At 64.9% G+C, this 23,438-nt stretch carries 23 protein-coding genes; 9 read left to right on the plus strand and 14 right to left on the minus strand.

Annotated elements, in window-relative coordinates; translation table 11 throughout:
• Positions 1–161: 161 nt before the first annotated feature.
• The gene (locus PI87_RS12195; protein WP_039597976.1) at positions 162–602 is read right to left on the minus strand and encodes a hypothetical protein; all 441 of its coding nucleotides are present in this window, start codon (positions 600–602) and stop codon (positions 162–164) included.
• A 203-nt stretch (positions 603–805) separates the two neighbouring features.
• Here PI87_RS12195 and PI87_RS12200 point away from each other — a divergent pair, with 203 nt between their 5' ends.
• Positions 806–1,315 (plus strand): DUF1697 domain-containing protein, encoded by a 510-nt coding sequence (locus tag PI87_RS12200; RefSeq protein ID WP_039597977.1) that lies wholly within the window; start codon positions 806–808, stop codon positions 1,313–1,315.
• Between the two features lie 19 nt (positions 1,316–1,334).
• Here PI87_RS12200 and PI87_RS12205 read toward each other — a convergent pair whose 3' ends face one another.
• The gene (locus tag PI87_RS12205; protein ID WP_198139549.1) at positions 1,335–2,480 is read right to left on the minus strand and encodes a DJ-1/PfpI family protein; all 1,146 of its coding nucleotides are present in this window, start codon (positions 2,478–2,480) and stop codon (positions 1,335–1,337) included.
• Between the two features lie 200 nt (positions 2,481–2,680).
• Here PI87_RS12205 and PI87_RS12210 point away from each other — a divergent pair, with 200 nt between their 5' ends.
• Positions 2,681–3,682 carry a GlxA family transcriptional regulator gene (locus tag PI87_RS12210; RefSeq protein ID WP_039597978.1) on the plus strand — a complete coding sequence of 334 codons (1,002 nt, stop codon included), beginning with the start codon at positions 2,681–2,683 and terminating at the stop codon, positions 3,680–3,682.
• Positions 3,683–3,694: 12 nt separating this feature from the next.
• Here PI87_RS12210 and PI87_RS12215 read toward each other — a convergent pair whose 3' ends face one another.
• The gene (locus PI87_RS12215; RefSeq protein WP_039597979.1) at positions 3,695–4,546 is read right to left on the minus strand and encodes a cytochrome c; all 852 of its coding nucleotides are present in this window, start codon (positions 4,544–4,546) and stop codon (positions 3,695–3,697) included.
• Positions 4,547–4,628: 82 nt separating this feature from the next.
• Positions 4,629–5,966, minus strand: coding sequence for an aminotransferase-like domain-containing protein (locus PI87_RS12220; protein WP_039597980.1), 1,338 nt, complete (start codon positions 5,964–5,966; stop codon positions 4,629–4,631).
• A gap of 104 nt (positions 5,967–6,070) precedes the next feature.
• Between PI87_RS12220 and PI87_RS12225 the strand changes: the two genes are divergently transcribed.
• The 3 genes from PI87_RS12225 (at position 6,071) to PI87_RS12235 (ending at position 8,016) form a co-directional block, all read left to right on the plus strand.
• Positions 6,071–6,673, plus strand: coding sequence for a DJ-1/PfpI family protein (locus tag PI87_RS12225; RefSeq protein ID WP_039597981.1), 603 nt, complete (start codon positions 6,071–6,073; stop codon positions 6,671–6,673).
• 63 nt (positions 6,674–6,736) lie between these two features.
• A complete protein-coding gene (locus PI87_RS12230; RefSeq protein WP_052321499.1) occupies positions 6,737–7,540 on the plus strand; it encodes a hypothetical protein in 804 nt (267 codons plus the stop codon).
• Positions 7,541–7,557: 17 nt separating this feature from the next.
• The gene (locus tag PI87_RS12235; protein ID WP_039597982.1) at positions 7,558–8,016 is read left to right on the plus strand and encodes a lysozyme inhibitor LprI family protein; all 459 of its coding nucleotides are present in this window, start codon (positions 7,558–7,560) and stop codon (positions 8,014–8,016) included.
• 15 nt (positions 8,017–8,031) lie between these two features.
• On the opposite strand, the gene PI87_RS12240 is transcribed toward PI87_RS12235, so the two are convergent.
• Together PI87_RS12240 and PI87_RS12245 are read right to left on the minus strand one after the other, a co-directional pair.
• Positions 8,032–8,832 carry a 5'-methylthioadenosine/adenosylhomocysteine nucleosidase gene (locus PI87_RS12240; protein WP_039597983.1) on the minus strand — a complete coding sequence of 267 codons (801 nt, stop codon included), beginning with the start codon at positions 8,830–8,832 and terminating at the stop codon, positions 8,032–8,034.
• Between the two features lie 86 nt (positions 8,833–8,918).
• Entirely contained in the window at positions 8,919–9,605 is a 687-nt protein-coding gene (locus tag PI87_RS12245) for a DJ-1/PfpI family protein (RefSeq protein WP_039597984.1), read from the minus strand.
• Between the two features lie 120 nt (positions 9,606–9,725).
• On the opposite strand from PI87_RS12245, the gene PI87_RS12250 reads away from it, so the two are divergent.
• Positions 9,726–10,661: a GlxA family transcriptional regulator gene (locus PI87_RS12250; RefSeq protein WP_039597985.1), complete on the plus strand. Its 936-nt coding sequence runs from the start codon at positions 9,726–9,728 to the stop codon at positions 10,659–10,661.
• A 195-nt stretch (positions 10,662–10,856) separates the two neighbouring features.
• Positions 10,857–12,089: a GGDEF domain-containing protein gene (locus PI87_RS12255; protein ID WP_052321500.1), complete on the plus strand. Its 1,233-nt coding sequence runs from the start codon at positions 10,857–10,859 to the stop codon at positions 12,087–12,089.
• A 163-nt stretch (positions 12,090–12,252) separates the two neighbouring features.
• On the opposite strand, the gene PI87_RS12260 is transcribed toward PI87_RS12255, so the two are convergent.
• Complete coding sequence (locus tag PI87_RS12260; protein ID WP_232313982.1) at positions 12,253–12,918, minus strand: helix-turn-helix transcriptional regulator; 666 nt, start codon at positions 12,916–12,918, stop codon at positions 12,253–12,255.
• Between the two features lie 95 nt (positions 12,919–13,013).
• On the opposite strand from PI87_RS12260, the gene PI87_RS28060 reads away from it, so the two are divergent.
• Complete coding sequence (locus tag PI87_RS28060) at positions 13,014–14,933, plus strand: alpha/beta hydrolase (RefSeq protein ID WP_084209941.1); 1,920 nt, start codon at positions 13,014–13,016, stop codon at positions 14,931–14,933.
• A gap of 30 nt (positions 14,934–14,963) precedes the next feature.
• Here PI87_RS28060 and PI87_RS12270 read toward each other — a convergent pair whose 3' ends face one another.
• From PI87_RS12270 to PI87_RS12280, 3 genes are all read right to left on the minus strand, one after another.
• Positions 14,964–15,944, minus strand: coding sequence for a threo-3-hydroxy-L-aspartate ammonia-lyase (locus PI87_RS12270; protein ID WP_039598143.1), 981 nt, complete (start codon positions 15,942–15,944; stop codon positions 14,964–14,966).
• A 5-nt stretch (positions 15,945–15,949) separates the two neighbouring features.
• The gene (locus PI87_RS12275) at positions 15,950–16,864 is read right to left on the minus strand and encodes an amino acid ABC transporter substrate-binding protein (RefSeq protein ID WP_039597986.1); all 915 of its coding nucleotides are present in this window, start codon (positions 16,862–16,864) and stop codon (positions 15,950–15,952) included.
• Between the two features lie 123 nt (positions 16,865–16,987).
• Positions 16,988–17,890, minus strand: a complete 903-nt coding sequence (locus PI87_RS12280; RefSeq protein WP_039597987.1) for a DMT family transporter — start codon at positions 17,888–17,890, stop codon at positions 16,988–16,990.
• A gap of 275 nt (positions 17,891–18,165) precedes the next feature.
• On the opposite strand from PI87_RS12280, the gene PI87_RS12285 reads away from it, so the two are divergent.
• Positions 18,166–19,569, plus strand: coding sequence for a sensor domain-containing diguanylate cyclase (locus tag PI87_RS12285; protein WP_232313983.1), 1,404 nt, complete (start codon positions 18,166–18,168; stop codon positions 19,567–19,569).
• A 67-nt stretch (positions 19,570–19,636) separates the two neighbouring features.
• On the opposite strand, the gene PI87_RS12290 is transcribed toward PI87_RS12285, so the two are convergent.
• The 4 genes from PI87_RS12290 to PI87_RS12305 all read right to left on the minus strand — a co-directional run bounded on the left by PI87_RS12290 (position 19,637) and on the right by PI87_RS12305 (position 23,203).
• A complete protein-coding gene (locus tag PI87_RS12290) occupies positions 19,637–20,113 on the minus strand; it encodes a hypothetical protein (RefSeq protein ID WP_039597989.1) in 477 nt (158 codons plus the stop codon).
• An 8-nt stretch (positions 20,114–20,121) separates the two neighbouring features.
• Positions 20,122–21,600, minus strand: a complete 1,479-nt coding sequence (locus PI87_RS12295; RefSeq protein ID WP_198139550.1) for a tetratricopeptide repeat protein — start codon at positions 21,598–21,600, stop codon at positions 20,122–20,124.
• A gap of 124 nt (positions 21,601–21,724) precedes the next feature.
• Positions 21,725–22,564: a hypothetical protein gene (locus PI87_RS12300; protein WP_039597990.1), complete on the minus strand. Its 840-nt coding sequence runs from the start codon at positions 22,562–22,564 to the stop codon at positions 21,725–21,727.
• Between the two features lie 36 nt (positions 22,565–22,600).
• A complete protein-coding gene (locus tag PI87_RS12305; protein WP_039597991.1) occupies positions 22,601–23,203 on the minus strand; it encodes a hypothetical protein in 603 nt (200 codons plus the stop codon).
• Between the last annotated feature and the right edge of the window lie 235 nt (positions 23,204–23,438).

The following is a 23,438-nucleotide window of genomic DNA, read 5'->3' on the forward strand; positions in this document are numbered from 1 at the left end:
TGGCGGCATCGATTGCCACGGTATGGTAGACCGCGCTGGCGTCAACGGCGACCCGGCGTCAGGGATATGTCTTGGGGAGGGGCAGCATCAACCAGATCGGCTGATTGCAGGAGGGAAAAGCTGGATAACCGGGAGTGCATGCACCCCCGGTGAACATCACATCAGTCGTGGTGGTGATGCTTGCCGTGACGACGGCGGCCACGATCGTGATCGTGGTCGTAGCGATCGGAATACGAGTTGCGCTGCACGTTGCCGCCCAGCGCCGCGCCCGCGCCGCCACCCAGGCCCGCGCCGACGATGCCGCCCGTGCGGCCGCCCATGGCGTTGCCCGCAGCAGCGCCCACGCCACCGCCCAGTGCACCACCAACGATGGCGCCCTTGCGCTCGCGGCCGTTGGCCGTCAGTGCGCCGCCTGCGCCGCCGCCAATCGCGCCGCCAATCACCGAACCCGTCTGGCCGCCGATTGCGCCGCCCACGGCTGCACCGCCCGCGCCGCCCAGTGCACCACCAAGCGCATTGCGCAAATCATCGGCTGCTGCCGGCAGAGCCGTCAGGCCGGCAAGCGCGGCAACGATCAACGTCGGGGCAATCTTCTTCCACATGCTGGGTTCTCCTTATTCGCAAGTGCGGGAATGCAGGATGCGCCACACCCCCGTTGGCGGGCCGCTCCTGGCTCAATGGATTCGGGGCGCAGAATACCGGGCAGGCGGGGCGTAGGGTTATACATTCGCGTCACACAAGTAACAAAATGTACGCAACCCACGCATCGCTCAGTTGACAGACAGATTCAGGAGACCCTTCCGTCATGCCGACCTATGTCGCCTTCCTGCGGGCCGTGAATGTTGGCGGCACCGGCAAGCTGCCCATGGCCGACCTTCGGGCAATGTGCGAATCCCTTGGCCTGACCAACGTGCGCACCTACATTGCGAGCGGCAATGTGGTCTTTCAGACCCGGCTGTCTGAGGCTTCGGTCAAAGCCAAGCTGGAGCGCTGCCTGGAGGACTACGCCGGCAAGCCCGTGGGTGTGCTCGTGCGCACAGGCGCGGAGCTGGCAGCGGTGCTGGAGAGCAATCCATTCAAAGCCCAGGCAGCCAATCGGACGGTCGCCATCTTTCTCGATACGCCGCCGCCTGCCGATACCTTGGCGGCCCTGAGCGGCCGGCAGGAAGAAGAAGTCGCCCTGGGCGCACGTGAGATCTACGTGCATTACGGCGACGGCATGGCGCATTCCAAACTGAAGATTCCCGCCGCCAAGACAGGGACCGCGCGCAATATGAACACCGTTGCTACGCTGGTGGCGTGGGCGGCGGAATAGTGCCAGGCACTTGCCGGTGTTACTGCGATTCGCGTGGGGTCAGCGCCTGGGGCGGGGCGGGGCGCATCGGATACTCCATCTGCAGCGCAACAAATGCTGCCGTATCGGCGCCGTAGCGCTGAGCAATCTCCTCCAGTGCCCGATCCAGCGCGACCACCGCGCGCGGCGACAGTGGTGTGCTGGATAACGGCGGTATCGCCTGCGCCGCGGCACCCACCCGGTCAGGAAGAAACACCAGGCCGCTGCCCATGCGCACACCGCCCGAGGTGTCAGCTGTTGCCAGCACGCGCGTGAAGTCAGTGCGGGCATGGGCATCCGCCACCAGCGCCAACGCAACGTCATCGCCGCCGGGCTGCAGGGCCGCACCGCGTGTTTCGCGCCGCCACAATGACAGCATGTTGCTGGCCGCCGTGTACAGATGCCGTGGGCTCAGCCGGAAGCCCGCGCTCGCATGGTCGGCAGACCAGTCAGGCGCGCCGATGGCATCGGCCACCGCACGAGCACGCTCCGCTCCGCCAATCGTCTGGATCAACGCCAGCGCAACGGGCACGGAGGCGGTCACGCCCGTCGTGGTCACAACGCGGTCATCGGCCACGTAGCGGCGGCTGGACACCCAGTGCGTTTGCGGAAACTGCCGGACGAGCGCATCGCGCGCATACCAGTGGGAAGTTGCGCTGCGGCCCGCCAGCAAGCCGGCGCGTGCGAGCACCCACGCGCCATCACAAACGCCGATGACCGTTGCGCCCTTCTCCCACTGCTGCCGTACCCAGGCCAGCAGGCGCGGATCATCATCCTCGTGCACGGCGGGCACCACCACGTAGTCCGCGCCATCAGGAAAGCGCGCGTCGAATGCGTCGATGGTGGCGTCGGGTTCCACGCGGAATGCGGGAAACATCTGAATCGCCCCTGGCTGTGTACCGAGTGCAAGCACATCGGCTACCTCCGCGCGCTTGAGCACGCCGTAGGGCACCACGAAGTCGGTCAACTCCGTATTGGCGTTATGCCCGACCACAGCCACGAGCGGCCGCGCACGCCCAGGGTGCGAATGGTTGGCAGGAATCTCCGACTGCGCGGCGGGCGCTCCGGCTTGGCTCGGAGCAGCAGGCACGCCGCCTGGGTCCTGATGCACCTGCAACGCAAAGCAACCGGCCGTGCCAACAGCCATCGCACAGACACTCCAGCCGACAAGCAAAGCGCGCCGCACGATCAACGTCCCTCCTGGGCAAGCAGGCAATCGAGCGTCGAAGAGCGGGCCAGGTTCATGGTTGGACACGTCAGCGTTTTTGGGAAACTCAGCGTAGCTTGACGCTCCCATTGGCAGCAATGACAATGATTTGTCGATTTCTGCCAATGATGGCGCTACCCATGCCACGCGCTTCCACTGCCACTCCCTCCGATGCAAACCGCTGCCCGACGGGCCCGCGCGTGGTCGCGCTGGTCGCCTACCCGGCGGTGCAGATGCTGGACGTGGCGGGCCCAGCCGATGTGTTTGCCATGGCGAATGCCTTCAACGTTGAGCCGGCCTACCGTGTGGTGCCGGTCTCATCGCAGGGCGGGCTGGTGCGTGCCTCGAACGGCATCGCCATCGATACGGAAGCAACGGCCTCGCTGGCACCGGCCACCATCGACACGCTGATCGTTGCCGGCGGCGAACGCGAGGGCTTGCTGGCGACCGGCGCCGATGCATCGCTTGCGCAGTGGGCGCGCGAAGTGTGTGCCTCGGCGCGGCGTTTCGGGTCGGTCTGCACTGGCGCGTTCGTGCTGGCGAACTGGGGCGTGCTCGATGCGCACCGTGCCACCACGCACTGGGCATCGGCACAACTGCTTGCGCAGATCTTCGCGAACGTTGCCGTCGAACCCGATGCGCTGTACGTGCAGGACGGCAAGGCGTGGACATCAGGCGGCGTCACGGCGGGCATCGATATGTGCCTATCGATGGTCGAGCAGGATCTCGGCCGCTGGGTCGCGGCGCGGGTGGCCAAGCAGTTGATTCTTGCCGTGCGGCGGATGGGCAATCAGTCGCAGTACTCGCTGGCGCTGGAAACCCAGTCCGGTCAGTACGCAACACTGGTCGACTGGCTGCGCACGCGCCTGCGCGAACCCATTGATGTCGAGCAGATGGCCGCGGTGGCTGGTGAGGCGCCCCGCACCTTCCACCGCCGCTTCGCGCGCGAAACCGGCATGACGCCGCGCGCCTTTCTGGAGACGCTACGTCTTCAGGCAGCCCGTGCGCACCTGGAGGCGGGCGACTCCGTCAAGCGCGCCGCCCGCGATGCCGGCTTCGGTTCAGAAGCGCATTTGGCAAAAGCATTCCGGCGCCGGTTCGATCTCACGCCATCGCAATATCAAGCGCAGTTCGGGCACTGAAGGCAACGCGCCTCAGCGCGCGGCAGCCGCCTTGTGGTGCGCCATATGGTGGAAGTACGCCAGCAGATCATTGAGCTGGGCTTCAGACAGCGTCTTCTCGTCAATGGACGACATGCGCGCGTTCGGCCACCAGCGCAGCGACTGCGGATCACGAATGAGATGGCGCAGCTTCTCGTCGCCGAGGTATTCCACCGGGCTGTAGGGCACGTTCAGGTCCGGGCCCAGGTTGGCATCGCCCGCACGGTTGAGCGTGTGGCACGAGAAACAGACGCGCTGGAAGGTGGCGAAGCCGCGCATGACCGGACCATCCGCAGGCTGCCCGGCAGCAGGGCGGATGGCCGCGAAGCGCTCTTGCGGCTGCGCGGCCACGTCAATGCGCACGATGTTATAGGTCCACAGGCTTTCGTTCACCACGGAGGCCAAGGCCTGCGGCGCTGTCCAGATCAGTCGGAACGGCCCGATGTCCTGGCCCTTGAGCGTCGGCCACGGGGTGTCCGGGTCTTCCACGGCGAGCCAGGCGCGCGGCCCATCGGGGCGGTCAGCCAGCAGCAAGCCCATCGGCAGATGCGATACGTAGCCATCACTGGCGATGGTGGTGGCGCTGGCGTCCGCGCTGGTCGGCCGGCCCTTGAAGAATTCAGTCACGGGGACCGCCTTGAAGGTCAGGCGGCGCTTCAGGTTTTGGTCTTCCACGGTGACGTCGGTCAGGCGCGGGTTGTGCAGCAGTGCCTCGCGTGTCCACACAAGTGGTTGCGCGCCAACGGCCACGGTCAACGTGGCGAACTCGGCTGCGTGCGCCGCGCCGCTCAGCGTTGCACATGCGCAGATTACCCATCCTGCCAGTGTCTTAAGCCAGTGCTTCATGCGTTCTCCCATCGGCAAAGCATTTGAATGTCGTGTTGGGGTGTGAGTGTAGTCAAGCTGATGGATATGGGGTTGGCCACCTCTATCGGCCAACCTGTTCCCCCACGCGCTGCCTCACGGCGCGCAGCACCGCATGCAACCGGTCGAGCGCGACAGAGCCGAGCGCCAGACGCAATGCGTGCGGTACCTGCTTCGATGTCGCAAACGGCTCTGCCGTCGATACGGAGATGCCGTCTTCCTGCAGCACCGCGGCCACGTGGTCGGCCCGCACTTCCGGCGGCAGGACAAGCCAGACGAAGTACGACGCCGGGTGGCTGATCAGCGTCAGCCCGGCCAGGGCCTTGCGGGCGATGGCTTGGCGCTCCATCGCATCGCGCCGCTTTTCGGCTTCAAGGCGATCGACGGTGCCGTCGTCAAGCCACGCGCACGCCAGCGCCGTGACGATGGCGGGCGTGTTCCAGGTGGTGGCGCGAATGGCGCGTTCGAGTTTGCTCACCCAAGCCGTCGGCGCGGCAACGAAGCCGAAACGCAGGCCCGTGGCCACGCTCTTCGACAGGCCCGACACATAGACCGTTGCTTCCGGGGCCAGCGCGGCCGCCGGCGTGGGTGCATCGCCTGCGAGGAAGGCGTAGGCGGCATCCTCAATCGCCAGCAAGCCATGTTGGCGCACGATGGCCGCCAGCCTGCGCCGCCAGCCAATACCACTGACCCAGCCGAGCGGATTGTGCAGGGTGGGCATGACATAGACGGCGCGCACCCGGCGGCGTGTGCACAGGCGCTCCAGCGCATCGAGATCCATCCCCTGCCCCGCTGCAGGAACCGGCGCCAACTCCAGATGCAGCATCTCGGCCAGCACCTTGAAGCCGGGATAGGTCAACGCATCCACCGCCACCACGTCGCCCGGTTTCAGCAGCGCCGCTACCGTGATCGCCAGCCCGTGCTGCGCACCGTCGACCAGCAATACGTTGTCAGGCTCGACCGCCAGACCCCTGAGCGCCAGGTGCCGCGCAACGCAAGCACGCTCGTGCAGCCGACCGCCGTGCGGGGCGTAGCGCAACAACGCTTCAAGGTCGCCCTGAGTGGCGAGCTGCCGCAGCGCGCGGCTCAGCATCTGGGCCTGCCCTGGTAGCGCCGGATAGTTGAAATTCAGGTCCACCACCCCTGCCGCCACGGCCTGCTGATCGATCCCCAGGCCACGCGGCAGCACGGCTTCGCGCACAAAGGTGCCGCGCCCCACCTCGCCACTCACCAGCCCCATCGCTTCGAGTTCGGCATACACGCGCGTGGCCGTAACCAGCGCAATGCCGTGGCGCTCTGCCAGCCGGCGGTGCGTCGGCAAGCGCGTGCCGGGCGGCAGATCGCCAGAGCGGATCTGCGCAGCCAGTGCATCGACCAACGGCTGATAGCGAGCTTGCGTCATGACAGCGGATACCAGATGTACTAAGGACAATTTTTTGATTGTATTGCCACCACACCCTAGCATGCTCCACACCACACTCGACAGGGCCGCGCCCCAGGACCACCATGCACATCGCCATCCTCACCTTCGACGGATTCAACGAACTGGACTCGCTCATCGCCCTGGGCGTGCTCAACCGCATCAAGAAGCCCGACTGGCGCGTGACGTTGTGTTGCCCGCAGGCGCAGGTCACGTCGATGAACGATGTGACGGTGCATGCGCAGTCGCTGCTGGAAGAGGCACGCACGGCGGATGCCGTCCTCGTTGGCAGTGGCATGCGCACGCGTGAGGTCGTTGCCGATGCGGGGTTGATGGCGCGCTTGGCGCTCGACCCCGCGCGTCAACTGATTGGCGCGCAGTGCTCGGGCACGCTGGTCCTCGCCAAGCTGGGGTTGGTCGGCAACGTGCCTGCGTGTACGGACCTGACCACCAAGCCCTGGGTGCAGGAAGCGGGTGTGGAGGTGCTGAACCAGCCGTTCTATGCGAATGGCAATGTGGCGACAGCTGGCGGGTGTTTTGCTTCACCGTATTTGGCGGCCTGGGTCATTGCGCGCACGGAAGGCCTGGAAGCTGCCACCGCAGCGCTGCATTACGTGGCGCCGGTAGGTGAGAAAGAGGCGTATGTGGAAAACGCTTTGAAGAACCTCCAACCCTATCTGCCGGGCTGACTGCGGTTTCCGCTAAGATCGCGCGGTCATCGTTCAAGGCCTTGTGCCAGCGAGGATCGCGTCATGTTTCGAAACCTGTTTGGCAAGAAATCAGCACCGGTCGAGCCCACAGAAGCGGTTCAGCCCAAAGCAGCAGCCCCTTCGACAACCGGGCCAAATGCACAGCCGGCCGAGGCCGAGCACCCCGCCGTCGCGGCCATGCTCCTGACGATTGCCGACAAGCTCCCTGAAGACCCACTCATCGGTGCCAAAGTCGCGTCCAAAGAGATCTATCACGCGATGATGAAAGCACTGCAGAGCGAGCGCGGCGTGCATGTCGAGACGCTGTTCACAGCGCTGGGCGCATTGGCGGGTTTTGCCTGCCAGATGGGCTTGCGTGCGGAGTACGCTGCGCGCTCGGAGACACCGCCGTTTGTCGTCATCCAGGGGGTGGATGGCCATGCGTTCTTCTTTGGGGATATCCTGAACGCTCCACTGGCCGAAACGCGGTACTCAGTCTGGTCATTGGTAGCGGGTCAGGCCCAGAAGCTGGGCGCCACGCCACTGCCCGATCTGGGCGAAATCTTCACCCATGTCTCAAAAACCTGCGGAACTGAAGCCTTCGGCGTGCCACGCTACCCCGGCGAAGGGCGATCCAATGACTTGCCCGTGCGCCTGCTCCAGGTGTTCTGGCCGTTCCTCCACCCCAGGGTCAGCAAGTTCTGCATGACACCCACCACGTGGCATGTCGCCTATGGGCTGGCAATCCAGGAAGCCATGACGACGGCCAAGTCCGTCATCGCGCCGGCGGCCGCCGCCGCCCAGATCATCATGGAATGCGCCATCCCCATGTCAAAGATCAACGCACAGGAGTTCGGCCTGGCATAACGGTCAGGAGTGACACCTTGAACACGCCAGCGACACTGAAAACACTCGCCCTGTCATTCACCCTCCTTGCCAGCTGCACCGGAGCACTCGCAGCCGAGACCCTGGGCCAGGGCATCAAACGCCGCGCGCCCCAAGGCATCACGACCAGGCTCTATGCGTGCGTCGACAAGGCCGATGCAAACGCCAGCACCAGCGCTATCGCGGCATGCCTGTCCGCCGAAAAAGCGGCACAGGACAACCGGTTGAACAACACGTACAAGACCCTGCTCGGCAAGCTCAACGGCAAGGCGAAAGACGCGCTGGTGAGTTCACAGCAGGCGTGGCTGGACTTCCATGAGAAAACCGACGCCTTTGAGACCACGGTCTACGGCAAGGAGGCGGCGGACGATCTGCAACGGCTCGAGAACGAGATCTTCCGGCTGAGCGAACGCGCCAACGCGCTCGACAAATACCTGGCCATCACAAAGGACCGGTAGCCAGAAGGCCACGCCTCACGCACCGTGCGCGACCGACAGCCATTTGCGCAGAATGGCCACGCTGTAGCGTGAATCCACTTCTGCAATGAACTGTGCAAAATCGACACTGGCCGCGTCGTCTGCGCGGTCGGAAATCGTGCGGATGGCAGCAAACGGCACACCCCATTCATGGCAGACCTGCGCCACTGCGGCGCCTTCCATTTCAACAGCCAGCGCGTCGGGCAATGCCGCCCGCAACGTTGCGCTTTCAGCCGAGGTGGCAACGAAGCGGTCTCCGCTGACGATGAGACCGGCGTATGCCTGCGGCTCGGCAATGCCAAATGCCTCCATGACCGGCTGCCCCAGCAACCCGAGCGGATCAGCCAGCACCGCCCGGGCGCTTTCGAGCAGCCCTTGGGCCAACGCAGCATCGGCCTGAAAGCGCGCCACGCCCGTCAGCGGAATCTCCCAGCGCGGGAACAGCGGCGAGGCATCCACGTCGTGCTGCAGCAGTTCAGACGACACCACCACATCGCCCACCGCCACGCCGGGTGCCAACGCACCGGCCACGCCGGCAAACACCACCGCCCGCACGCCAAACTGCGCAACCAACACGGTTGCCGTGGACGCGGCCGCCACCTTGCCGACGCGCGACAGCACCACCACAACGGCCTGGCCATCCAGCTCGCCTGTCCAGAAATCGCGGTTGCCGATGCGCACGGCGCGTGCGCCGGACAACAGCATCAGCAACTCGCTGATCTCTTCGTGCAGAGCAGCCACGATGCCGATGGGGCCACGGGAGCCATTGGCGTTCAGGTTGGAGGACGGTGTGTTCATGTGAGGTGCGGCGCGCAGAGGTTGGCGGCCATGACATCGTGAAAGGACGCCATTGTCGCCGCAATCTGCGCGCGCGCCTCGCCGTTTCAAAGCAGTTGCGCAGCCTTCTGTACTGCTGCGTGGCGATCTGCGCGCAGGTTATCCAGGCGCGCCTTCACGGCGGTGAGGATTTGCGGCGCAGCCAGCTCGGGCCGCCCGCATTCGAACGGCGGCGCCGGTGCGTACTCGATGCCGAGCTGCACCGACTGCGCATAGTCCGCGCCGGCAATATCAGCCATGACAGTGAGCGCCATGTCGATGCCGGCCGTCACGCCGCCGCCGGTGATGAGGTTGCCATCGCGCGCCACGCGGCTCTCGTCCACGATGGCGCCGAAGGGCGGCAGCAGATCACGCCACGCCCAATGGCAGGCCGCACGCTTGCCTTGCAGCAAACCGGCAGCACCGAGCACGAGCGAACCGCTACACACCGAGGTGACATAGCGGGCGCCGTCCGCCAGCCGGCGCACTTCACGCACGAAGTCGGCATCGGCCATGGCTTCGATCACACCAAAGCCGCCGGGCACGCAGATGAGGTCCGCACGCGGAATGTCAGCCAAACGCTGCACGTTCGTGATGGTGAGGCCGCCGTCAGCACGGATCTCCCCACCACGCGCCGATGCCATCACGCATTGGGCGCCGGGCAGGCGCCAGAACACCTCGTCGGGGCCGGTGAAATCAAGATGCGTGACACGATCGAACAACGCAAACACAACGATAAAGGGGGAAGCACTCATGGCACGAATCTCCTGTTGGGTGAGGTGACGTGGGTTGACGGTTCACAGCATCGCGCTCTATCGTGTTGGCAGCAATGTCATGCCTCCCTCATTTACTGCCATCTGGGTCCACCTGCTGCCATGTCCCACCGCATTGCCGTTCTTGTGTTTCCTGACTTCCAGGTGCTCGACGCTGCCGGGCCGGTGGCGGCATTCGAGGTTGCCAGCCGCTATCGGGATGGCCACTACGCGCTGCGGACCGTGGCCGCACAGCCCGGTCTGGTGCGCAGCTCGTCGGGCGCGCTCTGGGCCACCGAGGCGCTGCCGTCCGCAAGCCAGGTCGACACCTTGCTCGTGGCGGGCGGCGATGGCGTGGATGCCGCCATGCTGGACGCGCGCACGCGCCGCTTCGTACAGCGCTGCGCGGCACGTGGCGCGCGCGTAGCCAGCGTGTGCTCGGGCAGCCTGCTGCTGGCCGCCACAGGGTTGCTGGACGGCCGGCGCGCTACCACGCACTGGTGCCGCAGCGAGCAGTTCGCGCGCGACTTCCCTCAAGTGCAGCTGGAAGCCGACCACATCTACGTCAACGATGGCCGCTTCTGGACCAGCGCAGGCATCAGCGCCGGCATCGACCTCGCACTCGCCGTGATTGCCGAAGACCTGGGCGAGCGCGTGGCACGTGCGGTGGCACGGCAACTCGTCGTCTATTACCGACGCCCCGGCGGGCAATCGCAGTTCTCGGCACTCAACGAGATGGACTCTGCCCGCGGCCGCTTCAAACCGCTGCTGGATCATGTGCGCCGCAACCTGGGCGCGCCCCACCGCGTGGACGATCTGGCCGAACACGCCTGCATGAGCCCGCGCCACTTCGCGCGCGCCTTCCAGGCCGAAACCGGGCTCACCCCCGCCAAGGCCGTCGAGAAGCTGCGCGTGGAAGCGGCCCGCGCCGCGCTGGAGAGCGGCGCCACGTCCCTGCAACGCGTGGCGAACGAATGCGGATTTGGCGATACGGAACGGATGCGCCGCAGCTTTCAGCGCTTGCTCGGCATGCCGCCGTCGGTACTGCGGGCGCGATAGCCCCTCCCCAAACTGGAAGAAAGAACATCGCACATCAGATCTAAGCGTTATTGAATTGAAAACAATCGCAAATCCCCCCTGACTGCAGGGTGTGCGCCATGCATGCCGCTCCCTACGATCCGGTACCAGTCAACATCACCAGCTGTGGCCTCGTCACCCGCCCCAGCAAGCACGGGAAACCGTACGAGTGCCCGCATGCTGATCCCGATCGACCTCCGCACTGTCACCCTCATCGCCGTCATCACGGTCGGCCTGATGGCGGTTGTCCAGTTCTCGGTCTATCGGGGCTTTCCACGCTTCATCCGCGGGCTGGGGGCGTGGGCGTTGGGGTCAGCGGTGCTGTTTGTGGCGGGCTGTCTGCTGATGCTGCGCAGCTATCTGCCGGACTGGGCGTCGCTGGTGGGCGGCAACGCAATGCTGCTTGCGGGCTTCAGCTTATGGATGCTCGGCATCCAGGCGTTCTATGGCCGCCCGCTGCGCTGGCGCCTGCTGTGTGCCACGGTGGTGGCCGGCACTGCGGGCATCGCCTGGTGGTCGCTCGTGCAGCCCGATTACATGGCGCGGCTGGCGTGTATCACGTTCTTCCTGAGCCTGTTCTATGGCGCGCAGCTTGTGCAGGTCGTGCGCCATGGGCAGCGGCATTTCAATACGTGGTTCCTGGCGCTGGCGCTGGTGATTCAGTTGCTGATCGTCGTGGTGCGCTGCGTGACCGCGTTGCTGCCCAACCGGGTGGCCGAAACGGATCTCTACGCCGTCACACCGTTTCAGATTGCCTACCTGGCCAGCTACAGCCTGACGGCGCTAATCCTGACCGTCGGCTTCATCATGGCGGCCACCTGCCGCCTGCAGACCGAGCTGGAGCGGCGCTCCTCCATCGACCCGCTCACCGGCCTGCTTAATCGCCGCGCATTTGCCTGTGTGCATGAACAGCAAGGTGCGATCGCTGCGCGGTCGGGCCAATCGATCGCCCTGCTGCTGATCGACCTGGACCATTTCAAATCGATCAACGACCACTACGGGCACAGCGTGGGCGATCAGGTGCTGCTCGACTTCTGCCGCAGCGCCGCCGGGGCCATTCCGCCCGACACACCACTTGCCCGCATGGGCGGCGAAGAGTTTGCGATTCTGCTGACCGGCGCTGACACGGTTCGCGCGCATGCACAGGCCGAGGCTGTGCGCCGCGCCATCCTGCACCACGTCGGCGCGGGCATTCCGGCCTACACCTGCAGCGTTGGCGTCGCCAGCACTGCAGATCCGGACTGCACGCTCGACGCCCTGATGCTCGCGGCGGACAGGGCGCTCTACGCCGCCAAGAAAGACGGCCGCAACCGTGTGAAGACCGCGCAAGTGGGCGACCACAAGCCCCTCCCGACGCCCCCGCTTCCGACCATTGCGGAAGCGGCCTACGCTGCGCTGCCACCCGTTTGAACATGTGCGGCGTGCATCAGATGAACGGCAAGCGCCTCAAGCTGGCAATCCAGTGGGGCGGCATGGCCGCCGCGTTGGCGGACGGCACCGTGAAGAAACGGCCCGACAAGTGGTTCCATACGGACATCACACCGCAACCGCGCAGGCTGCCGGTTCCCGCGCCCTACGCCAGCACCGCCAGCTTCACCAGATCCACGATCCGGTTGCAGTGCATCTTCCCCTTCATGCTGGTGATGTGCGACCGCACGGTGTGTTCCGACACGCCGCTCTGCGCAGCAAGTGCGGACGGTGCCAGCCCCGCAACCAGCCCTGCCAGCACCTTCGCCTCGGCTTTCGTGATCTGGAACGCGGTGATCAGGTTGTCGGCATCAGCCTGCTTGAGCGCGCTGTTGCGGCGCATCCGCACGAAGACGAGCGGCGCGTCCGACGGAAACATCTGCGGGTTGGCGGGGGCCATGTCCAGGCTCAAGGTCTCGCCCCAGGCAAGCGACACAGTCATCTTGGCGCGGCACCCGGTGTGCAATGTTGTGGCCATCGCCTTGTTCAGGTGCGCCAGCACCGCCTGACTCGGGTGCCAGAGCCGGTCGCTGCGCACCCGCAGGCCGCACCGGCTGTCCAGCAAGGACTTGGCCAGTGCCGATGCATGCACGACCACGCCGCTGCCAGACAACAGCAGCACCGCCTCGTCCATCGCGGAAAACGCCTCTTCCAGCAGGCGGAGCATGTGCGTAACGGGCGGATCAACCCACGCAGGCATCGGCCAACCATTGCGCGGCGGCGCGTGAGTGCTGGGCGTGGCACCGCCTGCCAGCAGATGCAGATCCGTCATGTGGCCTCCCCAGACCCCGTCGTGCGTTCCGTTGTGTATTCCGCTCAGGCTCATGGTGGACGGCGCACCACAAAGATGCATCACCCGATCGGGGTATGCGTTACTTGCCAGGGCCGTGTCATGATCGGCGCTCGGTATGGGCATTGTTCGTGCTGGGTGTTGGTCATGCCACGTGGGAGGAGCCGATGGGCGAGAAAGTGGATATTCCGGCGGAAACGCTCTCCAGACTCATTGGCCTGATCTACGGCGCCGCCAGCGACGACGACCTGTGGCCCAGCTTGCTGCAGGCCATGGCCGACTTTCTGATGCAGACCGGCGCGCACGATGCGCGGCACGTCTCCACTGCAGAGACCGATGCCATCGTCGGCAGCTGGTTTGGCGACACCAGCAACCCGCTGCCCAGCACCGCCAGTGCGGCAGAGCAGCAGGTGTTCCAACTGCTTGCGCCGCATTTCGTGCGCGCGTGGGATATGCGCCAGACCCAGGCCGATGCAGAAACGCATCGCCAGATCAGTGACTCCGTGCTGGACCGTCTGCCCGTTGGCGTGGCGCTGGTGGAAGACACCGGCGCCGTGGTCAGCATGAACCGCGCGCTGCGGCTGATCCTGAACAACAACAACGGGTTGGTGCTCGTTGCCGGGCGAATGGAATCCCGCCCAAGAAAGCTGCTGGAAGAAGCGCTGCGCGACGTGGCTTCGGCTGCCGCACACGCCGGCACCCGCACCGCATTCCGCCTGGAGCAGGGTGCCGGGTCACTCTCCGTGCTCGTCAGCAAGCTGCAGCCGACCAACGAAACGACCCCGCTGGCAATGCTCTGGGTGGCGAGCGCCGATGTGCCGCTGGTGCCGGAGAGCGGCCTGCGTGAACTGTTTGGCCTGACCGCCGCAGAAGCACGGCTTGCCCAGCGGCTGGTGCGCGGGCTGACGCTGGAGGAATCCGCGCAGGACCTGGGCACCACCACGAACACCGCCAAGACGCAGTTGAAGGCCGTCTTTGCCAAGGTGGGCGTCCGCCGCCAACCGGAACTGGTGCAGGCCATCTGGTCAACGCCGCTGTGGCTCGACCAGGCTGGCGGCCACCTCAACCACCTTCCGTTGGGGAAGCCCGCTAGCCCCACGCTGGCGACGCGCGCGTGCGCAGGGGACGGCCGCATGGTCCTGCCCGATGGCCGCGTGCTGGCGTGGTCGGACAGCGGTGACCCAGATGGACTGCCGGTGATCCAGATGCACGGCCTGTCGTGCTCGCGGCACTTGCGGCATCCGGACGATGCATTGCTGCGTGAGGCATCGATCCGCCTCATCATTCCCGAGCGCCCGGGCACGGGCGACTCCGACCCGATGCCCGGCCGCAAAGTGGCCGACTGGCCCGCCGACGTGCAGGCACTGGCCGACCATCTCCAGCTCGATCGCTTTGCCGTGCTAGGGTACTCCGCCGGCATGCCCTATGCGTTTGCCACCGCGCAGGCGCTGCCCGAGCGCGTGAGCGCCGTCTTTATCGTGGCGGCCACGCCCCCGATCGAACGCGTGGACGACATCAAGGCCTATTCCGCGCACTTCCGCATGGCGCTCATGGTGGCGCGCTACATGCCGAACCTGCTGCCGCCGCTGCTGCACGTGGTGGTGCGCAGCATCCGTAAGGATGTCTACCGCTACATTGAATCCATCTTGAAATCCATGCCGGACGTGGACCAGCAAGTCTTCCGGCAAGCCGCGTTTCGCGAGAACTACGCGCAGGAGCTGCTGGCCGGCGTCAAACACGGCGGCCAGCATTTCGTGGTCGAGACCCTGCTGAACGTGCACGGCTGGCAAGTCGATGGCCACCGCTTTGCCATGCCGGTTGAGTTCTTTCATGGCGCGCTGGACTGGCACGTGTCCATCAACGCGGCGCGCGGGCTGGTCCGGCGCATTCCGGGTGCGCAGCTACACGAAGTGGGGGATGGAGGCCACTTTCTGATCTACTCACATTGGCGGAACATCCTGCAGACCATGCGGGAGCGGCTGTCCTGCGTGGCCTGACGCGGCCGCACGGAACATTGGGTGCGGCGCCTATGCGTCTTCCTGCAGCAGCCCGAGGTAACGCGGCAGATCAATGTTGCCGCCCGTCACAATCACGCCAATGCGCGCCCCGTTGATGGGCAATCCGCCATAGCGCGCGGCGGCCAGGCCAAGGCACGCCGTTGGCTCCACCACCAGTTTCATGACCTGCGCAAAGCGGCGCATGCACGCAACCAGCGCCGCGTCTTCCACGGAAACGATCTCCGTCACACCGCGCCGCAACAGCGCGAACGTCAGCGCGCCCAGATGCTGCGCGCGCGCACCGTCCGCAATCGTCTCCGGCGGATCGATATGCACGATGCGGCCGGCCTGCAGTGACTGCCGGCCATGGTTGCCCGCAACCGGTTCGGCCCCATACACCTTGCAGGCCGGCGCCAGCGCAGCCGTCACCAACGTTGCGCCGCCGAGCAGCCCGCCACCGCCCTGGCTCGCAAAGATCGCGTCCAGCGGCCCCACCTCCTCGATCAGCTCGCGCGTGACGGTCGCCTGGCCGGCAATGACGTCGGCATGGTCATACGGCGGGATGAGCGTCAGGCCATGCGCTTCAGACAATTCACGCGTGATGGCTTCCCGGTCGTCGGTGCGCCGGTCGTAAAAGACGATGCGCGCACCGCAACGCCGTGCGGCATCCACCTTGCTGGCCTGGGCGTCGTGCGGCATGACCACGGTGACGGGAATGCCAAGAATCTGCCCGGCCAGGGCCATGCCCAACGCATGGTTGCCGCCAGAGAACGCCACCGCACCGCGCTTGCGCTGCCCGGCATCAAAGCGCGCCAGTGCATTGAACGCACCACGAAACTTGAACGCCCCGGTGCGCTGCAGGTTCTCGCACTTGAAGTAGACCTGTGCCCCAACCCAGGCATCCATCTCGGGGGAGCGCAACACCGGTGTGCGCAGCGCGTGGCCGGCCAAGCGTGCGCTGGCCGCTTCCACGTCGTTCCAATCCGGCAGCGCGGGGGTTGCCGCTGCAATTGCCGTCACTCAACGGCCTCGTCCGACGGGTGCTTCCAGGCGGCCAGCACTTCCGGCGACGGCGTCAAACCCAGGACGATGCCGCGCGCGCCAATCGGCTGCTGGAACCAGCGCTTCTGCAGCGCAAGCACGTCTGGGCTGGCGAACAGCGCGGTCAGTGTCTGGTCGACCAGCGCCTTCCATTGCGCATCGGCCTTGGACAGCATCAGCGCGTTCCGCTCCACCGACAGCGTGGGGCCAACCACCTCGTACTGCTCAGGCGTCTTTGCGTTGGCGCGCAGGCCGTAGAGCACCACATCGTCGAGCACGAACGCCTGCGCGCGTGCCGTGTCGAGCAACAGGAACGATTCAACGTGGTCCTTCGCATAGACCTCGCGATAGCCGTACTGATCCTTGAGACGGCGCACGTGCCGGTCGCTGGTGGAGCCCGCGCTGGTCACCACGGTCTTGCCGCGCATGTCGTCAAACGAGTGGATGCCCGAATCGGTGCGCACCAGCATGCGCACTGCCGAGACGTAATAGGCCAGGCTGAAATCCACCTGCTTCTTGCGCTCGGCCGTGATGGTGTTGGGCGCGCAATCCAGAGCAACCAGGCCATTGACCACTGCCGGTACGCGGCTCTGCGCGGTCAGCGGCAACCAGCGCACCTTCAGCTCCGGCAGATTGAGCCGGCGCTGCGCAGCCTCGGCCACGCGCAGGCACAGGTCCACCGCATAGCCGGCGGGCTGGCCCTTGGCGTCTGAGAACGAGAACGGCACCGCGCCTTCGCGATAACCCAGGGTGACGGTGCCGGACTGGCGGATCTGGTCGAGGATGGGCGTTGGGCTCTGAGCCAGCGCCGGCGTGGCAACTGCCATCGACAGTGGCAGCAGCAGCGCGGCAAGCGCGCGCGAAACGATCGGAAATGCGGGAGACGACATGGTGATCCTTGACGAAAGCGGCAAGGATAGTCACGTGCCCTGCAGGCGCGAACGATCGATTGGCTATATGAGCATCCCGCGGCCAGGCATGTGCATATGCGCCGTTCGCATATGCACGCGGCACTAGCCGCCGGACGACGCAGGTGACAGCGCCATCGCCATGCGCCGTTCGCGCGCCGCGACCCACGTGCCCGCTGCCCCGCATATCGCAATGGCCACGATGCCTGCCACCGACCAGCCATCCGGCACGTGCGAGAAGACCAGCCAGCCGCCGATCATGGCAAAGCCGATCTGCATGTAGAGGTAGGGCGTGAGCATCGCCACCGGCGCGCGGGTGTACGCCAGGATGAGCAGGGCATGGCCTGCTGAACTGACGATTCCCATCAGGATCAGCAGCAGCCACCACGTCCACTCCAGCGTCTGCCAGCCAAACGGCAGCGCAAAGGTCAGAAGCAGCGTGCCGACGGCGCCCGTATAGAAGTGGGTCGTGCCCGCCTCGTCCACGTTGGCCAGGCGGCTGGTCACAACCTGGAAGCCGGTATTGGCGGCCACCAGCCCCAGCGGCAGCAGCATGTTCCAGCCGAAGGTGCCCCCGCCGGGCCGGAGCACCATCATGGCCCCCAGAAAACCGCCCGTCATGAACACCCAACGCACGGCGGAAACCTGCTCGCCCAGCAGCAAGGCTGCCACCAGGGTAATCACCACCGGGGTCAGCATCACGATGGCTGTCACCTCACCCACCGGCATCTGCCGCAGGCTCAGGAACGCAAACAGACTGACCGACAGCAGCAACACCCCACGCAGCACCTGCAGCCCGGGCCGGCGCGTACGCAACAATGCACGCCCCCGGCTGGGCAGCAGCGTGACGCCCGTCGTGACCGTCTGGAACAGGTAGCGGAACCAGAGCGCCATCGCCACCGGCACGGCGGTGCTGACGTATTTGGTGAGCGTGTCGAAGGCAGCAAAGAACGCGACCGCGGCAATCAGAAAGGCGATTCCCTGCAGGGGATGTTGGGCGCGGCTCAAGGTGGTCGGCTCCGGGAGCGGGCTGGGTATGTGTGGCGCGGGTGCGACGCATCTTACCCCCACCCCCAAACGACGTGCGCGTGTGCAACGTTGGGCTTTGACATCGGCCCCCCTCATGACTATCAACGATGGGTGGGAATCGATGACACGCAAGGCTCTTGGGGGACACAGACACCCCGTACAACAACAGCCGTGCGATGCAACAAAACGAGTGACGCAGTCACCGCTGCAAGGGGGCCATTTTGAGATCGGGACATCTTGAAGTGCAGCCGGGCTTGTTGCTGAGCCTGTCTCCGGGGCGCAGGACCTATCTGACGGCACAGGCAGTGGCCTTGCTGTCGCTGGTGGTCTTCATCTCGGCACTGCCATTTGCCAAAGTGCAACTGGCACAGCTTCCCTCGTTCATCCCCACTTACGAATCAGCTCTCATTCTCAATGACCTGATCACGGCCGTCCTGCTGTTCGGGCAATTTTCCATCACGCGTTCACGCGCCATGCTGGCGCTGGCCTGCGGCTACCTGTTTACGGCAACCACGGCCGTTGGGCACCTGCTGTCATTTCCGGGGCTGTTTTCACACGGCGGGCTGCTGGGCGCCGGGCCGCAAAGCACTGCCTGGATCTACATGTTCTGGCACGCAGGCTTTCCGTTGTTCGTCATGGTGTATGCCGTGCTGAAAGTGCGTGAAGACCGGGAGCCCGATCGCTTTGCCGAAACGCCGCTCGCTGGCGGGACGGTGCTGTTCATCATCGCCGCCGTGCTGGCGGCATCCGCTGCGTGCGTGGCGCTGGCCACCGCCGGCGAGCACCTGCTGCCCGCCTTCATGGTCGGCAATCGTTATGGACCAGCACAAATGGCCGTGGCCGGCAGCACATGGCTGTGCTGCATGGTGGCCTTGATCGTGCTGTGGCGTAGCAAGCCGCACCTGACCATCGACGTCTGGTTGATGGTGGTGCTGTGTGTGTGGATTTGCGATGTCGCGCTCAGTGCCGTGTTCAACGCCGGGCGCTACGACCTCGGCTTCTACGTCGGGCGCGCGTTCGGGCTGCTGGGCGCGAGCTTCGTCCTGTTGCTGCTGCTGATCGAGAACAGCGTCCTGCACTCGCGCCTGGCCGCTGCCCGCGCCGAACTCAAACGCCTGGCTGCCACCGACCCGCTCACCGGCATCCCCAACCGCCGCGCGTTTGAAGCGGCCCTGAACGATGCCTGGCGACACGGCGCGCATTGGGAGGCACCGCTGTCACTGCTGACCGTCGACATCGACGTCTTCAAAGACTTCAACGAGCACTACGGCCCGATCCTGGGCGACCAATGCCTGACAACCGTTGCGCAGTGCCTGGCCAAACAGATGCAGCGCGACGCCGACCTCGTCACCCGCTACAACGGCGACGCATTTGCCGTGCTGCTGCCGAACATCGACATGGCAACGGCCGCCAAAACCGCGCAGCGCCTGTGCGATGCCGTGGCCGCGCTGGCCATTCCGCACGCAAGCTCCAGCGTGGCAGACCACGTGACCGTGAGCGTGGGTGTTGCGAGCGGATGGGCACAGGAAGGTGTGCTGCCACAAACACTGACCAAAGTGGCAGAGAGCGCGCTGCAGATGGCCAAGGCGGATGGGGGTAATCGGGTGGTGGTGGTGCCGGTGCCTGCGCAGTTGGGGCGGGGGGTGGTGGCGGTGTAGCTTCACCGCCTTTTGCTGGGTCGTCGAATCCGCTTTGCGGGACCGGTCAGATCGCAGCCGCCGCCAATCAACGCACCGCGACCACGCGCACCGTTGCCCAATCCAAACGCAACAGGTCTACCGATATTGCAGGCCCACCCGCAGGCAGTAAACAGTATTCAGTACCGCCCGGCGCATACCCCAACGCGGTCCAGTCCAGCGACAGCAGCTTGCCCCAATGAAAGTCCTGCGATTTGACCGCCGCCTGTACGGCCTCACTCGTCGCCAATTCCGACCTGGGCGGCTTGCTCTGCAAATACTCGATGACACCCTGTTCCGTGTCGATGCGCGGCGTCACAATGCCGACCCGATACGGGCCTCGCTGCGTAAAACGCCCCGTCAGGCCTGTCACCATTGCCGAACCATCGCTTTGCTCGATCTCGATCTGCTGTTGCGTATCGATCCAGTCGTTGTTAAACCAGTCATAGGTCACGCCATCACGGGGCACCATGACCCGTGCCGATTCAAATTCGAGCTTCAGCGTGCCGAGATCAATCGAATACATGGTTTGACTCACTTCCCCGGTGCAAATGGAGCATTCAGGTTGAAGATGCCCAGCCCGACATAGCCCGCCGGGTCCGCATCCAACTTCAGATCCTGCCCGACCGTCCACTTGAAGGCGACAATCTTCGCCTGTTGAAGCGCGTCGTACGAGAATGCATTTTCGCTGTCTGCGTAGTGCTGCTTTGCGAAGTCATAGCCGTGTGCGGCAGAAACTGACTGCCATGCGTAACCAAGGCGAGCATCCTCCTTGACACCCTTGCCGTCGTAGTACGCCGTGCCCAGGCTGTACTGGGCTTTCACATCGCCGGCAACGGCGGCCAGGCGCAACCATTTGATTGCCGCCGGATAGTCCGCAGGAACGTATTTGCCGCCCAGATATATCCGGCCGGCAATGCTTCTCGCACTCAAATCGCCTTGCTCTGCGGCACTCAGCAGCAAGCGTATGCCCGTGGTGCTGTCCTTGGCTGTTGCACGCCCCATCAGATAAAACACACCCAGATCACGCTGGCCGTCCGCGTTACCGTGTTCGGCGGCCCGCTTGAGCCACTCGAAGGCTTTTGCGTCGTCCTTAGGGACCCCGTGGCCGTACTCGTACAGCATTCCGATGCCCGCCTCTCCGGCTGACACGCCAGCCTGCGCCGCCTTGAGGTACCAGCCCATCGCCACAGCGTAGTCCTGTTTTCCGTCGGCGCCCGTGTACGCCATGTTGCCAAGTTCGACATAGGCGTTCGGGTCCCCCAGGTCAGCGGCCTTGCTCAGCAGCGTCTGCGCTTTCACAACGTCCGCCTGGACGCCTCGCCCGTCCCGGTACATGACACCGATGCGGGTCTGGGCATAGACGATGCCTTGCGCGGCCGCCTTCTCGTACAAGGCAAGCGCACGCCGCGGGTCTGCTGGCACGCTGCGGCCGCTCTCGTACAGCCCCCCCAAGTTGTACCCCGCCAACGCCATGCCGCCGTCGAGCGCCTGCTGATACAGGATCACGGCCCTGGCCCCATCACGCGGAACCCCAAGCCCAGCGTCATACAGATAGGCGAGCCCGCTCAATGCGCAGACGTTGCGCTGATCAGCGGAGCGCTGGTACCAATGCGCTGCCTGAACGTAGTCAACGGGTACGCCATACCCGTACAGGTACATCGTGCCAAGCCCGTACTGCGACATGGCATCGCCCTCCTGAGCGTGTTTGCGGTACAGCGCCAGCGCCTTTGCGTAGCCCTCCGGGCCGGGTTGCCGCAGCACATAGAACCCAGCCAGCCCGTTGTCACCCAATGCAGGGTTCGTTTTCGCCAGCTTGGTGAAGGTCTCCAGTGCAGCCTTGTCGTCTCGTGGCATGCCGAGGCCATACATCATCAGCGTACCCAGGCTTGCCTGCGCTCGCGCATCTCCATGCTGGGCGAGCGGCTTGAGCTCCGCCACGGCTTCGCCATAGCGTTGTTGCCGCATCGCCTGCTCGGCGCTTTTCATATCGGCATTGGCGGACAGGGCCAACCCGCACAGCACGGCTGCAGCAACCACGCCTGTGCCAGACGCAATGAAGGGAGAACGGGGCTTCAGCATAGATTCAGTTCGTGATCCGCGGATGGACGATGTCGCAAGCACATGCGTGCTGCGCTCAGCGGTAGTCAGGCCAGGAAAGCGGCTTCGGCGGCTTCGGCTGTTTTGGTTCGATCGCCTGATCCTTGCGCAGCATCCACACACCAAGCAGACCGAACAGAACCTGCATCGTGTTGATCACCTTGAGATCGATGGCGTATTCGCGGTAGCCCGGCCCGAGGAGGCGGACAAACGGCGACGCATACGGCAGATACCCCAGGACAGTGGCAGCCATGATCACAACGGACACCATCAACCCGATGCCGAAAGCCCAGGCTCGTTTGTCCTTGGGCATCAAGCCCGCCCCCACCACTAGCCCGAGCAGCCCGCCAAGAAACGACACCCCTGGCCGGTGGAACACCGTAAGCATCCACCCGAGCCGCAGCGTGATGCCCTGATAGCTGATGGTGAACACGATGGCGGATACAGCCAGAACGGCCATGGCGAAGAGGGTTCGCTTGGTGGGCGTGGCAGACACGTCAGATGCGTCCGTCAGATAACTGGTACCGAAGCGACTCAGCAAGATTGCGCTTGTCAACGCCAGCACGGGCACGGCGCTCAATGCCAGTATCCAGGGCTGGAGCACAAAGTAGGCAATCACGGCAACAACGGCTGCCGATACGTAGAGCGTGCGCCCCCATGCCAGCCTGCGCAGCAACGCAGCGCCAGAGACCAACGCGGCAAGCGACCATAGCAACGCAACCAACCACAGCCAACGCTGCCGGGCTGAATAGGCAGCAAACACCTCGCCCCATTCGCCTTGGTACCCGATGAGGTAGGTCGCAATCGAAACCAGGGAAAGCGCTGCCGACAAAGTCAGCGCGTAGATGGCAATCCGGACTGTTGTATGGCGCCGCATGGGTGTTTCTCTTGTTGCATGGCTTCGATCATCGGCTTACGCCGGCGTACAGAACTTGCCGTACGGCGTGCGATCTGTATTGGATCGCTTGCTCTGCTTCGCCGCCCGGAGCATTGCCGCGCGATTCACCTGAATCTTCGATTCGACGGCGTTTCCCGCACCCGCCAGGGCTTTGGCGTACTCATCCAGAACATCGGCATAGCCAGCAGGGGCGCTAGAGGCAGCGCCAGCCTTGTCGAGCTCGGGCAACGCGCGCTCAAAGTACGCCACAGACTGCGCGAATTTCTGCTGATCAAGGCTCAGCCTGGCCAGTTCGATCAAGGACAGATACAGCGGTTGACCTGCCTGCTTATCGAGTTCATAGGCGGCATTGAGTTCTTGCTCAGACTGATCAAAGAAGCACGTCACGCCCAGTGAACGCCCGTACTCGTAGTGCAGGATCGCTCTGCGGCCGGCAGGCAACCTAGCCTGATCGGCGTTGACGGTTGCGCGCGCGTAGGCCCGGCGTGCGGTATCCCAGTCGCCACGTGCTTGCGCTGCTGCCCCCTGCACCATGTAGTTGTTCGATACGCGCTCCTCGACAGCGGAGGCGCATCCGGCCAGCAATACGACCATGAGTAATGCGCTGACTGACTTCATCCTGTTTGTTGATCCTCTGTGGGACACAGCGTGAGAAATGGCAACGCTTTTAGCACGGGCGCGCGCCCAGCGTCACCCCCCGATACGTTGGATTCACAACGCGTCGGCATGGATCAATGCAGGCGTGTCTAGCCCCCTCGCCTACTTCAAAAGGCAACGCACCCACCACAACGGCACTTAACACAACCACACACAGAAGCTGAGAGAATCCCAGCCGCATCCGTCACATGACCGG

Source organism: Ralstonia sp. A12, assembly GCF_000801955.1.
Classification (GTDB): Bacteria; Pseudomonadota; Gammaproteobacteria; order Burkholderiales; family Burkholderiaceae; genus Ralstonia.

Coding starts and splice junctions, on each gene's coding strand:
- PI87_RS12195 (WP_039597976.1), bottom strand. CDS start 602: ATGTGGAAGAAGATTGCCCCGACGTTGATCGTTGCCGCGCTTGCCGGC.
- PI87_RS12200 (WP_039597977.1), top strand. CDS start 806: ATGCCGACCTATGTCGCCTTCCTGCGGGCCGTGAATGTTGGCGGCACC.
- PI87_RS12205 (WP_198139549.1), bottom strand. CDS start 2,480: ATGGCTGTTGGCACGGCCGGTTGCTTTGCGTTGCAGGTGCATCAGGAC.
- PI87_RS12210 (WP_039597978.1), top strand. CDS start 2,681: ATGCCACGCGCTTCCACTGCCACTCCCTCCGATGCAAACCGCTGCCCG.
- PI87_RS12215 (WP_039597979.1), bottom strand. CDS start 4,546: ATGAAGCACTGGCTTAAGACACTGGCAGGATGGGTAATCTGCGCATGT.
- PI87_RS12220 (WP_039597980.1), bottom strand. CDS start 5,966: ATGACGCAAGCTCGCTATCAGCCGTTGGTCGATGCACTGGCTGCGCAG.
- PI87_RS12225 (WP_039597981.1), top strand. CDS start 6,071: ATGCACATCGCCATCCTCACCTTCGACGGATTCAACGAACTGGACTCG.
- PI87_RS12230 (WP_052321499.1), top strand. CDS start 6,737: ATGTTTCGAAACCTGTTTGGCAAGAAATCAGCACCGGTCGAGCCCACA.
- PI87_RS12240 (WP_039597983.1), bottom strand. CDS start 8,832: ATGAACACACCGTCCTCCAACCTGAACGCCAATGGCTCCCGTGGCCCC.
- PI87_RS12245 (WP_039597984.1), bottom strand. CDS start 9,605: ATGAGTGCTTCCCCCTTTATCGTTGTGTTTGCGTTGTTCGATCGTGTC.
- PI87_RS12250 (WP_039597985.1), top strand. CDS start 9,726: ATGTCCCACCGCATTGCCGTTCTTGTGTTTCCTGACTTCCAGGTGCTC.
- PI87_RS12255 (WP_052321500.1), top strand. CDS start 10,857: ATGCTGATCCCGATCGACCTCCGCACTGTCACCCTCATCGCCGTCATC.
- PI87_RS12260 (WP_232313982.1), bottom strand. CDS start 12,918: ATGACGGATCTGCATCTGCTGGCAGGCGGTGCCACGCCCAGCACTCAC.
- PI87_RS28060 (WP_084209941.1), top strand. CDS start 13,014: ATGCGTTACTTGCCAGGGCCGTGTCATGATCGGCGCTCGGTATGGGCA.
- PI87_RS12275 (WP_039597986.1), bottom strand. CDS start 16,864: ATGTCGTCTCCCGCATTTCCGATCGTTTCGCGCGCGCTTGCCGCGCTG.
- PI87_RS12290 (WP_039597989.1), bottom strand. CDS start 20,113: ATGTATTCGATTGATCTCGGCACGCTGAAGCTCGAATTTGAATCGGCA.
- PI87_RS12300 (WP_039597990.1), bottom strand. CDS start 22,564: ATGCGGCGCCATACAACAGTCCGGATTGCCATCTACGCGCTGACTTTG.
- PI87_RS12305 (WP_039597991.1), bottom strand. CDS start 23,203: ATGAAGTCAGTCAGCGCATTACTCATGGTCGTATTGCTGGCCGGATGC.